Source organism: Enterococcus camelliae (assembly GCF_042685105.1).
GTDB lineage: Bacteria > Bacillota > Bacilli > Lactobacillales > Enterococcaceae > Enterococcus_G > Enterococcus_G camelliae.
This window is the reverse complement of the sequence record NZ_JBHUMO010000072.1, coordinates 77,288-90,888: the sequence shown is the minus strand read 5'-3', so window position 1 is coordinate 90,888 and position 13,601 is coordinate 77,288. Positions and strand designations below refer to the sequence as shown.

Below are 13,601 nucleotides of genomic sequence, written 5' to 3'. Positions count from 1 at the left end.
GGTTTTATTTATTGATTCGAATAAATAAAAAAATGAGTTAAAGGAAGAGGAACGACATGACAAAAGTACGCGTACGTTACGCACCAAGTCCAACCGGTCATTTGCATATTGGCAATGCTCGGACTGCATTATTCAACTATCTATTTGCTCGGCATAATGATGGAGAATTCATCATTCGTATTGAAGATACGGACCAAAAGCGCAACATTGCTGATGGGGAAAAAAGTCAATTAGAAAACTTGGAATGGTTGGGAATGGATTGGGATGAGTCACCGCAAAAGCCAGGGAACTATGGTCCGTACCGTCAATCAGAAAGAAAAGACATTTATCAGCCTTTAATTGATCAGCTCTTAGCAAGTAACTTAGCTTACAAATGTTATTGTACGGAGGAAGAATTAGAAGCTGAACGAGAAGCGCAACGTGCTCGAGGAGAAATGCCTCACTATGGTGGGACATGTGCAAATCTAACACCGGAACAACAAGCGGCTAAAGAAGCAGCCGGTTTTGAACCAGTTATCCGTTTCCGTGTACCAAGAGGGAATGAATACCGGTTTGATGATATGGTAAAAGGTGAAATTGTCTTTGAAGCTGAAAATGTCGGCGGCGATTTTGTTATCCAAAAACGCGATGGTATGCCAACCTACAATTTTGCTGTTGCTGTAGATGACCATATGATGAAAATCACTCATGTTTTGCGTGGAGATGATCATATTGCCAATACACCAAAACAATTGATGATTTATGAAGCTTTTGGTTGGACACCACCAAAATTTGGTCATATGACCTTGATTATCAATACCGAAACGGGCAAAAAACTAAGTAAACGTGATGAATCTATCTTACAATTTATTGAACAATATCGTGATTTAGGCTATCTACCTGAGGCGATGTTTAACTTTATCGCTCTGCTTGGTTGGTCGCCAGTGGGTGAAGAAGAAATTTTCTCTCAAGCAGAACTAATTAAATTATTTGATTACGAACGCTTAAGTAAATCACCAGCGGCATTTGATGCCAAGAAGCTTGAATGGGTAAATAACACGTATATGAAAACCATGGATGTTGAAACATTAACAGACATGTGTATTCCTTATTTGGTGCAAGCGAATGAATTGACGGAACCATTATCGGAAGAGAAAAAACAATGGCTTCAAAAAATTGTTGCTTTGTATCAACCTCAAATGAGCTACGCCGCAGAAATAGTTCCGTTATCCAAAATGTTTTTTGAGGAACATCCAGCATTAGATGAAGCGGCTCAAGAAGTTTTAGCAGGGGAGACAGTGCCGACTGTATTAGCCGCTTTCAAGGCCCAATTAGAACAAATGGACGTTGTTGATGCAGCAACGGTTAAAGCCGCGATTAAGAGTGTTCAGAAAGAAACAGGAGTGAAAGGGAAAAATCTCTTTATGCCAATTCGTGTAGCAGTATCTGGCCAAATGCATGGTCCGGAATTACCAAACACAGTTGAATTGTTAGGAAAAGAAAAAGCATTGGCTCATTTAAATCAAGTATTATAATGAAACACAAAGAACAGACGAAGTACGACTTCTTCTTTTGTAGAGAGATTGCGGTGGCTGAAAGCAATTAAAGAAGATGAGGAAATGCACCTGGGAGTGGTTTTGGCGTAAGTCAAAAACGGCGATAGACCGTTACCTATTTGAGGCAGAGTTACTCTGCAAAAAAAAGTGGAACCACGTGATAAAAGCGTCTTTTGCATAAGAATGTTTATGCAAAAGATGCTTTTTTGTATCACTTTGAATAAGGGAGCATGGTTCCTTAAATGAGTAGAAAGATAGTTTTAGTAAAAAAGAAGAAGGTGAATTGATGAATTGGTTGAAACGTGCAGTACAGTCTGCTAAGGCAAATGATCCAGCTGCGAGAACCACACTAGAAGTTCTCTTAACCTATCCAGGAGTGCATGCCTTATTTTGGCATCGATTTTCTCACTTTTTGTATCGTCATCATCTTTTTTTACTTGCTCGTATTCATTCACAATTTTGGCGCTTTATGACTGGAATTGAAATTCATCCTGGTGCTCAAATCGCTCCGGGAGTATTTATTGATCATGGGATGGGTGTCGTAATTGGTGAAACCGCAGAAATAGAAGAGGGTGTAGTGCTGTTTCATGGCGTAACTCTTGGTGGGACAGGTAAGCATACAGGAAAACGACATCCTACAGTAAAAAAGGATGCGGTGATTTCGTGTCATGTCCAAGTACTGGGGCCTGTTACGATTGGAGAAAGATCAAAAATAGGCGCAGGGTCTGTGGTGATTCATGATATCCCGGCCGATGCAACTGCGGTGGGGGTTGCAGCAAAAGTGGTACGATTGAAAGGAGAGAAAGTAACAAATGATTCAAATATATAATACCTTAACGCGAAAAAAAGAACGTTTCCAACCAATAGAGGAAGGCAAAGTCAAGATGTATGTGTGTGGACCAACCGTCTACAATTATATTCATATTGGTAATGGGCGTAGCACAGTGTCATTTGATACCATTCGTCGTTATTTGGAATATCGAGGGTATGAGGTTACATATGTATCCAATTTCACAGATGTGGATGACAAAATCATTCGTACGGCCAAGGAATTAGGTGAGTCCGCTTCAGAAGTAGCCGATCGATTTATTGCTGCTTTTTATGAAGATACAGAAGCGCTACATGTTCAAAAAGCGAGTTTGAATCCCCGAGTGATGGATCATATTCAAGACATCATCGCCTTTATAGAAGTATTGATAGAAAAAGAATACGCTTATGAAGTAGCAGGAGATGTTTATTATCGGACGCGTAAATTTAAAAATTATGGTCAATTGAGCGATCAATCCATTGATGAGCTGGAGATTGGTGCGAGTCAACGGACAGGTGAGGAGCAGCAAATCAAAGAAGACCCATTGGATTTTGCTTTATGGAAATCAGCCAAAACAGGTGAGGTATCGTGGACTTCTCCATGGGGGGAAGGTCGTCCTGGATGGCATATTGAATGCTCAGTCATGGCAACCAAACATTTAGGGGATACAATCGATATTCATGGGGGTGGCCAAGATTTAGAATTTCCCCATCATGAGAATGAAATTGCGCAAAGCGAGGCCAAAACGGGCAAACCTTTTGCCAATTATTGGATGCATAATGGCTATGTGACAATCGGTGAAGATGATCAGAAAATGAGCAAATCACTGGGAAATTTTGTGACGGTGCATGATCTTGTTCAAGTGGTTGATCCACAGGCACTGCGCTTCTTTCTAGCTACAACTCAATATCGTAGACCTATTCGTTATTCTCAAACAACATTGCAAGAAGCGACGACCAATTTGCAACGATTGAAAAATACCGTTGAGAACGTTATTTTCCGCCAAAAAAAGGCAGTGAGTCAACTAGCGAATGACCAAGAAAAACTTGCTGAATTGGCACAATTGGAAGAGCAATTTATTACCGAAATGGATGATGATTTTAATGCTGCTAATGGCATCACAGTTACGTATGAATTAGCCAAATGGATGAATATCTATTTGGAGCAAGCGAGTGTCTCGACCGTTGTTTTAGCACAAGGATACAGACAATTAACAAAGTGGTTGGCGGTATTTGGTATCGAATTTAGCAATGAATTGGTGGATGAAGCGATTGAACAGTTAATTTTGGAACGAAATCAAGCCAGAAAAGAACACAATTTTGCTCGTAGTGATGAAATTCGGGAACAATTAAAACAACAAGGAATCGTATTAGAAGACACAGCTCAAGGCACACGATGGAGAAGAGAGTAATGAAAGATTATCGTCAGTTAAATGGTTTAGCCCTTGCTTATGTAGGCGATGCGATCTATGAGGTATACGTTCGCGATTATTTGATTCAAAGCGGCTTGACTCGGCCAAACCAATTGCATAAAACAGCAACGCACTATGTTTCCGCTAAAGCTCAAGCGAGCCTCATCCAAAAAATGCAGAACCAACAATTATTATCAGAAGAAGAACAAGAAATTTTCCGTCGTGGAAGAAATAGCAAAAGCTATACAAGTGCGAAAAATGCCGATATTATTACCTATCGCATTTCGACTGGTTTTGAAGCGTTAATTGGTTACCTCCATTTAACCAAACAAACAGAAAGATTAGAGGAATTGGTGCAATGGTGCATTGAAAAGGTGGGTGAAGAAAATGGCTAAGAACAATTGGCAGAGAGATTCAAACGAGCATCGTGGAGGGTCTAATAAAAAAAGAGGGGCCCATAAAAATTATGCGAAGCAACAGAAAGAGTTAGCTGCAAATGCTGGACGAAAAGAAAAGGAAATGACAGCGGAAGAGCTAGCAGAGAATTTTGTTTTTGGTCACCATGCCGTAGTGGAAGCATTGAAAAAAGGGCGTGGCAATAAAGTATTTTTATTGGAAGATGCACACGGAGATCGAATTGATGAAATCAAAGAGCTCAGTCGCGAACAGGCGGTGCCAGTCAAGTGGGTACCGAAACAAAAACTAGATCAGTTGAGCCAACAAGGAGTTCATCAGGGGATAGTTTTAGCAATCACTCCCTATGAGTATTTGAGTCTAGAAGAGTTACTGGAAAAAAGTCCAACGAAACCGTTCTTTGTCTTATTAGATAATTTAGAAGATCCTCATAATTTTGGTTCAATTTTGCGGACAGCAGATGCAAGTGGAGTGGACGGCATCATTATTCCTAAGCATCGGGCGGTCGGCATTACACCAGTCGTGGTGAAAACATCGACTGGTGCGGTAGAACATGTGCCCATTGCACGTGTCACCAATCTTACCAATGCTGTCCAGACACTTAAGGACAGAGGTTTCTGGACATTCGGGACAGATATGACGGGCACAAATTATCGCTCATGGAATGCGCAAGGTGCAATTGCTCTCATTATTGGTAATGAAGGCCGTGGAATGAGCGAAGGCTTAAAGAAATCGGTGGACGAATTGTTAACAATCCCAATGGTCGGACATGTGCAAAGCTTAAATGCAAGTGTAGCTGCCGGCTTACTGATGTATGAAGCATTCATTCAACGAGTCGATCCTGGCAATAGCCTATGAAAAAAAACCTTTTGATTGTAGATGGCTATAATATGATTGGTGCTTGGCCAGAACTGGTTGCCTTAAAAAATCAAGACCGAATGGAAGAAGCACGGGAACAATTATTGCAACGACTATCCAATATGGCAAAATATGAAGGCCTCGAAATAATTGTCGTATTTGACGCACAATTTGTGCCCGGAGTTACTCAAAGTTATAAAAAATACCAGCTTGAAGTGGTGTTTACTGAAGAAGGTGAAACTGCGGATAGTTATATTGAACGAATAGCTGGTGAAATGAATACGCTGTTGACCCAAGTTACTGTGGCAACAAGTGATTTAGCAGAACAATGGGTGATTTTCTCGCAAGGTGCACTCAGAACTTCGGCTCGGGAACTTTATAAGACCGTGCAAAAAGCAGAAAAAGATATTCAACAACACCAAAAAGAGCTTCATTTTACTCATTATCGGCGCAACTCTCCTTGGAATGATCAACAGTTGTCATCTTTAAGTGAAAAACTTGAAGAATTAAGCAAGAAAAAGAAAGATTGACTGTCAAAATGAGAAACAACTAGCGAAAATTATGATAGGCTCTTCTCACTAATTGAGAGGAGTGAAAAAGATGCCGATAACGAATTCGTGTGTTGATGATGAGTTAGAAGTACTGTTTCAAAAGTATCAACCGGTTATATTAAACCTACAATCTCAGTATTATGTTCGGGACATGTTGGAAGATGATTGGATACAAGAAGGAAGAATTATTTTGTACAAATGTTGGTCTTCTTATGATGAAACTTTAGGTAGTACCTTTGGCGCTTTTTTTAAACAATCTTTTCAAAATCATATTTTTAGCAAATTGAGGAAGCAGCGAGCCGTCAAACGTCAGGCAGAAATGAATGCAAGTTCCTATGAGATGATTACGCAAGAATATGGCGCGGAATTTTTTGATGTTGTCTTGGGGTATGCGAAAGATGATCCGGTGAGTCGGTTGATTGTGAAAGAGGCATTGACGGCCTACCCTACGTATTGTGCTCCGATGGAACGTCGTGTCTTAAATTTGTTTTTACAAGGCAAAGAAATGATGGAGATTTCCGATATCATGGAAGTCAGTCAACGTGCCGTTGGAAGTGCATTTAATCGAGCAATGAACAAAATAAGAAAAGAAATTCGTTAAAAAATTATGGATTATGAAAAAAATAATTGAAACCTTTGGAAATTTATGATAAAGTTGAAATTTTCAGCATTATATGATACAATTGAGTTCGAGGTGAATGCGATGCCAACAACGTTAGCGACGATAAAAAAGGACTTGGAATGCAAAATTGGGTGTGAATTGATGCTAGTTGCACAAACTGGCCGTAAACGTCAAACGGAACGAAAGGGAATTTTAGCAGAAACCTATCCATCGGTATTTGTCGTGGATTTGGATCCAGAAGAAAATTCATTCGAACGTGTGTCGTATAGTTACTCTGATATTTTAACGAAAACAGTGGAAATTGAATTTTTAAGCGAAGCAATTTAGATGCCTGATCAAGAGCCAAGATGGTTCTTGATTTTTTTTAGCTAAAAAAACTTACAAAAAGTAAGTCATTTTATTTGGCTTTCTTTACTCCAAGGTATAGGATGAGCTTATGGTAGATAACTACGAAGGAGGATTATACAATGATGAATGTAACAATTTTTGGAAAAGGAAATATGGGACAAGCAATTGGAAAAAATTTTGAAGATGCGGGGAATACTGTTCATTATGTCGGCTCAGCAACACCAAAAAATGAAGTGACGATAGGTGAAATTGTTGTGTTGGCTGTACCCTATCCTGCTGTATCAAGTATTTTAGCTAATTTTGCTGAGGAATTAAAAGGCAAAATAATTGTTGATATAACCAATCCGGTGAATTTTGATACCTTTGATGATTTGGTTGTGCCGGCAGATAGCTCAGCAGCAGCGGAAATTGCGAAACAAGCAACGGATTCAAAACTAGTTAAAGGGTTCAATACAACATTTGCAGCAACATTGGCAACAAAAAAAGTCGCAGGGCAACACCAAACAACTGTCTTACTAGCATCTGATGATCAAGAAGCGAAAAAAATTGTGACCGAAGCATTAGCTGGAAGTGATTTGGCTGTATTGGACGCTGGAAGTCTAAAACGAGCACGTGAGCTAGAAGCAATGGGCTTTTTGCAAATTAGTTTAGCGGCTGCAGAAAAAATCAGTTGGACTGGTGGTTTTGGTGTTTTTCATTAATACGCTCAAGCCTTGCAAACGAAATACCTTAACAAATATGGAGCCAATAATTTTAACCAAAGAAGAATGAAACAAAAAAATGAGAAAGACGTCTTTCTCATTTTTTTGTTTCATTCAAATGTGAGAAAAAAGTAATCATCCAAAAGGCTACTTTTTATCTGTGGATTGTGCTTTTAGTAAGTCACGAATTTCAGCTAAATAATCTTCAGAAGTTGGTGCTGCTTCCACAATGACAGCTGGTTTTTCGTGTATTTTTTTGGCACGGTTCGCAGTACGAACAACTAAAAATAGGACAAAACCGGTAATCAGGAATGTAATAATTGCACTAATAACATCGCCAAATTGGAAAGTAACACCATTTACTTTTACATCCAAAATATTTAATGAATCTTCCAGATTGCCATTTTTTGTTCCTGGAATAAATGAAATCACCAATCCAACAAGTGGTGTAATTAAGCCTTCAACAACTTTTCCAACAATCGCAGTAAAAGCACTACCAATAACAACACCGACAGCTAAGTCAAGCACGTCACCTTTCATGATGAATTCTTTGAATTCTCCAAGCATTTTTTTCATCTTGTTTCACCTCCCCCATCTCTTCCAAATCAGTATAGCGAATATTCTTTCATTTTAAAAATAAAATACTCGGGTTCTCTTCATTTTCCGTATAGTTGGGGTATGTTATAATTTCCGATAGGACAAGTAATGAAGGAGTCGAACAAATGACAAAACAAATTCAACCAGGTGTAACGGTAACGACGATTTCAACAAAAAAATTTAAAACGATTCGTATTTTGGTTCGTTTTACCACCCGTCATTCTGCTAAGACAGCAGCAGCACGGACGCTTTTAACCAGTTTACTCGAAACCAATAGTCTTCATTTTCCAACACAAACGGCTCTTAGCAAAGAATTAGCAGCTTTGTATGGTGCAAGTTTTGGTATTAATGTTGCCAAAAAAGGCAACTTGCATCAAGTAAATGTTTCAATGAATGTAGTGAACGGTAACTACGTAGGGGACGAAAACTTATTTACCCAGGTCCTTTCTTTTTTGAAAGAGATTTTGTTCTCGCCCAATATCACCAATGAACGATTTGATGAACAAACCTTTCAGTTAGAGCAAGAAAATTTGATGGCCTATCTAGGTAGTTTAGAAGAAGACAAACAGACTTGGGCGTCGCTTCAAGTGCAAGAACTCTATTTTGCAGATGATGTCGATCAGAAAATACCTAGTTTCGGAACGATGGCGGGGGTTCGTGAGTGTACAGCTACTTCATTGGTGGCGACGTACCAATCCATGCTTCAAGAGGATCAAGTTGATATTTTTGTGGTTGGAGACATTTCGGCCAATGAAGTGGAACAGGCATTTGAAAGTTGGGATTGGCCGAAAACGGAGCGAGTCCATCCAGAGATTTTTTCGGAGTTTGACGTGACGAATGTCATTCGGGAAAAAACGGTCATCGAACCTGTTGTTCAAGCAAAACTAAATTTGGCCTACCACTTAGATGTATATTATGATGATGTCTTTCGTTTTCCAGCGATGGTGTTTAACGGACTTTTTGGTGGATTTTCGCATTCGAAGCTCTTTTTAAATGTACGGGAAAAAGAAAGTTTAGCCTACTATGCATCTAGCAATTTAGATTTATTTCGCGGAATGGTGACGGTTCAGACAGGGATTGATAGTAAGAATCGCAATCGAGTTTTGAAATTGATTCATGAACAACTTGATGCCTTGAAACGAGGGGAGATAACGCCATTAGAGTTGCAACAAACCAAGGAACGAATCAAGACTCAGTATTATTTGGGGAAAGATTACGCTCAAAATTTAATGGAAAAAGTTTATTATGAAGCTTGGTTACCAAAAGCCAAAAAATCAGAAGAGCAATGGCTGGAAGAGTTAGCAGCAGTCACGAAAGAAGATGTTCAACAACTTGCAAATCGACTTTCCTTGCAAGCAATTTTCTTTTTAGAAGGGGAGGATGAGCATGGAGAAGCTTGAATACAAACAAATTCATGAGGTACTTTATCGAGAAGTATTACCCAACGGCTTAAAAGTTTTTTTATTACCGAAAGCAGGGTATCACAAAACGTACGGACTATTCAGTACAAACTATGGGTCAATTGATAATAAATTTGGCTATGAAGGAGAATCGTTGGATCAGGTTCCAGATGGCATTGCCCATTTTTTGGAGCACAAACTCTTTGAAAAAGAAGAAGGCGATATTTTTCAAACATTTAGTAAGTTTGGCGCATCAGCAAATGCTTTTACCAGTTTTACTCGTACGAGTTATCTATTTTCAACAAGTGACTATGTTTTTGAGAGTCTAGCAACCTTATTAGATTTTGTGCAAGAGCCTTATTTTACGAAAGAGACTGTCGAAAAAGAGAAGGGAATCATTGGCCAAGAAATTCAAATGTATAATGATGATGCTGGTTGGCGACAGTTTTTTGGTATTTTAGGGAATATGTATCCTAATCATCCACTGCATGTCGATATTGCGGGTTCAATCGAGAGTATTGCTGAAATCACGGCAGAGGATTTGTATCATTGTTATCAGACTTTCTATCATCCGAGCAACATGACCTTATTTATTGTAGGTGATTTTGATCCTTTACAAATGATTACCTTTATAAAGGAAAACCAGGCGAAAAAATCTTTCCCTGCTCATCGGAAAATTGTGCGTTATTTTCCAGAACAAACCTATGAAGAAGTACAACCATTTGCTACAATTCAATTGCCAGTTACACGGAAGAAAGCGGTTCTTGGTGTAAAAGGGCTGGAACAGAACTTGCCAGTGGATGCTCGTGAACGCGTGGTATTCCGAACGGCTATTCAGCTGTTGCTTCAGTTATTAGTAGGATCGACCTCTAAAGCGTATTTAGATTTGTACAATCGTGGCATTTTGGATGATACCTTTGGCTTTGAATTTACAATGGATCGAGGGTTTCATTTGGCTGATTTTTCAACAGATACAGATCAACCGACTGCATTTTGTGAAGCCATGACGGCGCTTCTGTTAGGTTTTGAAGAAAATGATGATCTAAACGAAGAGAATCTGGTGTTAGTAAAGAAAAAAATGTTAGGGAAGTACTTTCAATCGCTTAACTCGCTAGAATACATCGCCAATCAATTTACGCAAGAGTTGTATGAAGACGTGACATTATTTGATTTACCAGAAGTGATTCAAGCGATTCAATTAAAAGATATCTTTGCGGCGGGTAAGGTGTTTCTTAAACCAAAGGCATTTAGTCGCTTTTACGTTGAGCCACTAGACAAGAACGGACACGAATCTTCCTCAAAAATCGTTTAAAAAAAGTGTAAACTAGTTCGTTTATCCACCAGACCGGTTCAATTTGTGGTATCTTTAAACAGGAAGCAAACAAAAGAGAAAAGTAAGCAAGTTAGACTGGAGTAGATGAACGAGTGAGCAATGAGATTTTAATTGGCGCACAATTGCGGGAAGCCCGTTTAAATAAAAAAATTACAATTGATGAATTGCAGCAAAAAACCAAAATTCAGAAACGCTATCTAGAAGCATTGGAGGAGGGGACCTTTGATCGTCTTCCAGGAACGTATTATGTCCGATCCTTTATTCGTCAATATGCAACAGTTGTTGGTCTTGATGGGGATTATTTGGTTGCTGTCTTCGATGGAAAAGCTGAATTCGGTCCGGCTCTTCCGCAAAGGCCACAACCAGAGCACATTCAAGGTTCAAGAAAAGCGCAGCATGTAGCTGAGAAGCAAAAGAAGGTCTGGATTGACTATCTACCAGTTATTTTATTGGCTTTGATTGCCATGACGGTGTTGGTTGTCGTATTTTATATGTCATGGAGCAACCGTACGTCTAAACCGATGATTGCACAAAATGATTCTTCGATTTCTGTCAATAATCAAGTTCGTTCTGAATCTGAATCTAGCAAGGAAAACACGAGCCAATCATCTACCACACCTTCTTCTTCCGAAAAGAAGGAAAAAGAAATGAAAATTGAGCGGACACAATCAACGCAAGATCAAGCAACGTTGACCGTTACAGATGCTAAAAATCCAATTGAATTATCTTTTACCGGCAAAAATGGTCGTTGCTGGGTGGGTGTATTAGTAAATAATGCGTATGTTTACCAAAATACTTTTGAAACTGGCGAAACACAAAGCTATACGTTACCAGAAGGAACGACGAATGCGACAATTGTGTTGGGAGCAAGTGCCTATATAGACATTAAGGCAAACAATCAAGCACTTGATTTCAATGATCCGCAGTATTCATTGCTAAAAAAGAATGTGACTTTAGCAATCTCTTACCGTGAATAAGAAACCGAAGGAGAAAAAAAGTGAATTTACCAAATAAATTAACAGTATTACGTATTATTATGATTCCAATTTTTATTTTGTTACTAGCCTTACCCCTAGATTGGGGAGTATTAGGACCAGATTCGTTCCAACTTCCGATTACTCATTTGGTCGCTGCTGTCGTTTTCGCAGTGGCAAGTTTTACTGACTGGTTAGATGGGCATATTGCACGTGCACAAGGCTTGGTTACCAACTTTGGTAAATTTGCTGATCCCCTTGCTGATAAAATGCTAGTGATGACGGCATTTATTTTATTAGTAGAACTAGGGAAAGCACCGGGTTGGGTCGTAGCAATTATTGTTTGTCGCGAATTAGCGGTGACGGGACTGCGTTTGTTACTTGTAGAAGGTGGCGAAGTCATGGCAGCTGCTTGGCCAGGAAAAATAAAAACAGCGACGCAAATGGTCGCGATTATTTTCTTATTTTTGAACAATGTTCCTTTTTATTGGTTAGGTATACCATTTGCTCAAATAATGTTGTATGTTTGTTTAATTTTCACGATTTATTCAGGCGCTGATTATTTTGCAAAAAATACAGCTGTTTTTAAAGATTCTATGTAATTAAGCACGATTTCCGAACTGCAAAAAGACCGTAGTTGTACCTTGTTGCACACTTGTGTAGCAATCAACCTAACTACTTCTTCGTTTTGTGGTTCGGTTCTTTTTTAAAATTTTTTTGTTATAGAATGATTACGGCTGAAATGCGTATTTATAGTTAGGAGTGGAAAAATGAGAGCGGAAATTATTGCAGTAGGAACAGAGTTGCTATTAGGGCAAGTCGTGAATACAAATGCAACATTTTTATCAGAAGAACTAGCAAGTCTAGGATTTGAAGTGTATTACCATACAGTTGTAGGAGACAATTCAGACCGACTAGAGACTGTACTAAAATTAGCAGATACACGAAGCGACTTGGTCGTTTTGTGTGGAGGATTAGGGCCAACCGAAGATGATTTGACCAAACAAGTGGTTGCTAAACATGTAGGAAAAACATTGGTTCGTGATGAAGCAGGGTACCAAAAATTGCAACGCTTCTTTGAAAAACGTGAACAACCTATGACCGAAAATAATTTACTTCAAGCGCTAATTATTGAAGGCGGGACGGGATTGGCCAATCGAACGGGGTTGGCGGTAGGTATTTTCTATCAAGCACCAACTGTTAATTACTTGCTTTTGCCTGGTCCACCAAATGAATTGAAGCCAATGGTATATGAGCAAGCAATTCCATTATTGAAAAAGCAATTTATTCAAGAAGAGCAACTCATCTCCCGAGTTTTACGGTTTTATGGTATTGGTGAATCACGATTAGTCACGGAATTAAAGGATTTAATTGACAAACAAACCAATCCAACAGTAGCACCTTATGCAAAACCTAATGAAGTGACTTTGCGTTTAACTGTTAAATGCACAACAGCATCTGAAGGACAACAACTTTTAGATGAGTTAGAACAGGTCATTATGAACCGTGTGGGTGAGTTTTTCTATGGATACGGTGAGACGAATTCTTTAGCGAATGTGGTGGTTGATTTACTAAAAGACCAACAAAAAACGGTGACGGCTGCTGAAAGTTTAACTGCTGGTTTGTTTCAAGCCACGCTTGGATCAATAGCAGGAGTATCTGCTGTATTTCCAGGGGGATTTGTTACCTATACAGCTGCAACGAAACACGCGTTCTTGGGTATCGATGAAGCATTATTACAATCAAAAGGAACCGTTTCTAGGGAATGTGTGGAAGCGATGGCGCAACATGCTCGTAATCTTGCACAGACCGATTATGCTTTGGCTTTTAGTGGTGTTGCTGGTCCAGATACAATTGAAGGACAAGAAGTGGGCACGGTGTGGATTGCTTTGGCAAGCGAGGAAGGCACACAAACAATCCGACAATTTATTCCTCGTAATCGACAATCGATTCGAGAAAATGCAGTGATGACTGGGTTGGATCTATTAAGAAAACAACTTCTAAAAAAGCAATAAAAGAAAAAAGGCGAATGTTTGTTCGTTTTTTTCT

At 39.2% G+C, this 13,601-nt stretch carries 15 protein-coding genes and 1 other annotated feature; of the genes, 14 read left to right on the top strand and 1 reads right to left on the bottom strand.

Annotated elements, in window-relative coordinates; genetic code table 11:
* The first annotated feature begins 56 nt into the window (after nt 1–56).
* The 9 genes from gltX (at nt 57) to ACFSR0_RS11595 (ending at nt 7,248) form a co-directional block, all read left to right on the top strand.
* A complete protein-coding gene (gltX, locus tag ACFSR0_RS11635; RefSeq protein WP_379982912.1) occupies nt 57–1,514 on the top strand; it encodes a glutamate--tRNA ligase in 1,458 nt (485 codons plus the stop codon).
* Nucleotides 1,515–1,712: a binding site (T-box leader), on the top strand.
* 109 nt (nt 1,713–1,821) lie between these two features.
* Complete coding sequence (gene epsC, locus ACFSR0_RS11630; RefSeq protein WP_379982910.1) at nt 1,822–2,364, top strand: serine O-acetyltransferase EpsC; 543 nt, start codon at nt 1,822–1,824, stop codon at nt 2,362–2,364.
* Nucleotides 2,348–3,754, top strand: a complete 1,407-nt coding sequence (gene cysS / locus ACFSR0_RS11625; RefSeq protein ID WP_379982908.1) for a cysteine--tRNA ligase — start codon at nt 2,348–2,350, stop codon at nt 3,752–3,754. The genes epsC and cysS overlap by 17 nt, the downstream gene beginning before the upstream one ends.
* A complete protein-coding gene (locus ACFSR0_RS11620; protein WP_379982906.1) occupies nt 3,754–4,149 on the top strand; it encodes a Mini-ribonuclease 3 in 396 nt (131 codons plus the stop codon). Before cysS ends, ACFSR0_RS11620 begins: the two co-directional genes overlap by 1 nt.
* Nucleotides 4,142–5,026, top strand: a complete 885-nt coding sequence (gene rlmB / locus ACFSR0_RS11615) for a 23S rRNA (guanosine(2251)-2'-O)-methyltransferase RlmB (protein WP_379982904.1) — start codon at nt 4,142–4,144, stop codon at nt 5,024–5,026. Before ACFSR0_RS11620 ends, rlmB begins: the two co-directional genes overlap by 8 nt.
* Entirely contained in the window at nt 5,023–5,556 is a 534-nt protein-coding gene (locus ACFSR0_RS11610) for an NYN domain-containing protein (RefSeq protein WP_379982902.1), read from the top strand. The genes rlmB and ACFSR0_RS11610 overlap by 4 nt, the downstream gene beginning before the upstream one ends.
* A gap of 70 nt (nt 5,557–5,626) precedes the next feature.
* Complete coding sequence (locus ACFSR0_RS11605) at nt 5,627–6,178, top strand: sigma-70 family RNA polymerase sigma factor (protein WP_379982900.1); 552 nt, start codon at nt 5,627–5,629, stop codon at nt 6,176–6,178.
* A gap of 102 nt (nt 6,179–6,280) precedes the next feature.
* Nucleotides 6,281–6,526: a Veg family protein gene (locus tag ACFSR0_RS11600; RefSeq protein WP_379982898.1), complete on the top strand. Its 246-nt coding sequence runs from the start codon at nt 6,281–6,283 to the stop codon at nt 6,524–6,526.
* A 140-nt stretch (nt 6,527–6,666) separates the two neighbouring features.
* Nucleotides 6,667–7,248, top strand: coding sequence for an NADPH-dependent F420 reductase (locus ACFSR0_RS11595; protein WP_379982896.1), 582 nt, complete (start codon nt 6,667–6,669; stop codon nt 7,246–7,248).
* A gap of 147 nt (nt 7,249–7,395) precedes the next feature.
* On the opposite strand, the gene mscL is transcribed toward ACFSR0_RS11595, so the two are convergent.
* A complete protein-coding gene (mscL, locus tag ACFSR0_RS11590) occupies nt 7,396–7,824 on the bottom strand; it encodes a large conductance mechanosensitive channel protein MscL (protein WP_379982894.1) in 429 nt (142 codons plus the stop codon).
* A gap of 146 nt (nt 7,825–7,970) precedes the next feature.
* Here mscL and yfmF point away from each other — a divergent pair, with 146 nt between their 5' ends.
* From yfmF to ACFSR0_RS11565, 5 genes are all read left to right on the top strand, one after another.
* Nucleotides 7,971–9,245, top strand: coding sequence for an EF-P 5-aminopentanol modification-associated protein YfmF (gene yfmF / locus ACFSR0_RS11585; RefSeq protein WP_379982892.1), 1,275 nt, complete (start codon nt 7,971–7,973; stop codon nt 9,243–9,245).
* Entirely contained in the window at nt 9,232–10,557 is a 1,326-nt protein-coding gene (gene yfmH / locus ACFSR0_RS11580; protein ID WP_379982890.1) for an EF-P 5-aminopentanol modification-associated protein YfmH, read from the top strand. Before yfmF ends, yfmH begins: the two co-directional genes overlap by 14 nt.
* A gap of 113 nt (nt 10,558–10,670) precedes the next feature.
* A complete protein-coding gene (locus ACFSR0_RS11575; RefSeq protein ID WP_379982888.1) occupies nt 10,671–11,555 on the top strand; it encodes a helix-turn-helix domain-containing protein in 885 nt (294 codons plus the stop codon).
* Between the two features lie 20 nt (nt 11,556–11,575).
* Nucleotides 11,576–12,154, top strand: a complete 579-nt coding sequence (pgsA, locus tag ACFSR0_RS11570) for a CDP-diacylglycerol--glycerol-3-phosphate 3-phosphatidyltransferase (RefSeq protein ID WP_379982886.1) — start codon at nt 11,576–11,578, stop codon at nt 12,152–12,154.
* A gap of 168 nt (nt 12,155–12,322) precedes the next feature.
* A complete protein-coding gene (locus ACFSR0_RS11565) occupies nt 12,323–13,567 on the top strand; it encodes a competence/damage-inducible protein A (RefSeq protein ID WP_379982884.1) in 1,245 nt (414 codons plus the stop codon).
* Nucleotides 13,568–13,601 lie beyond the last annotated feature (34 nt).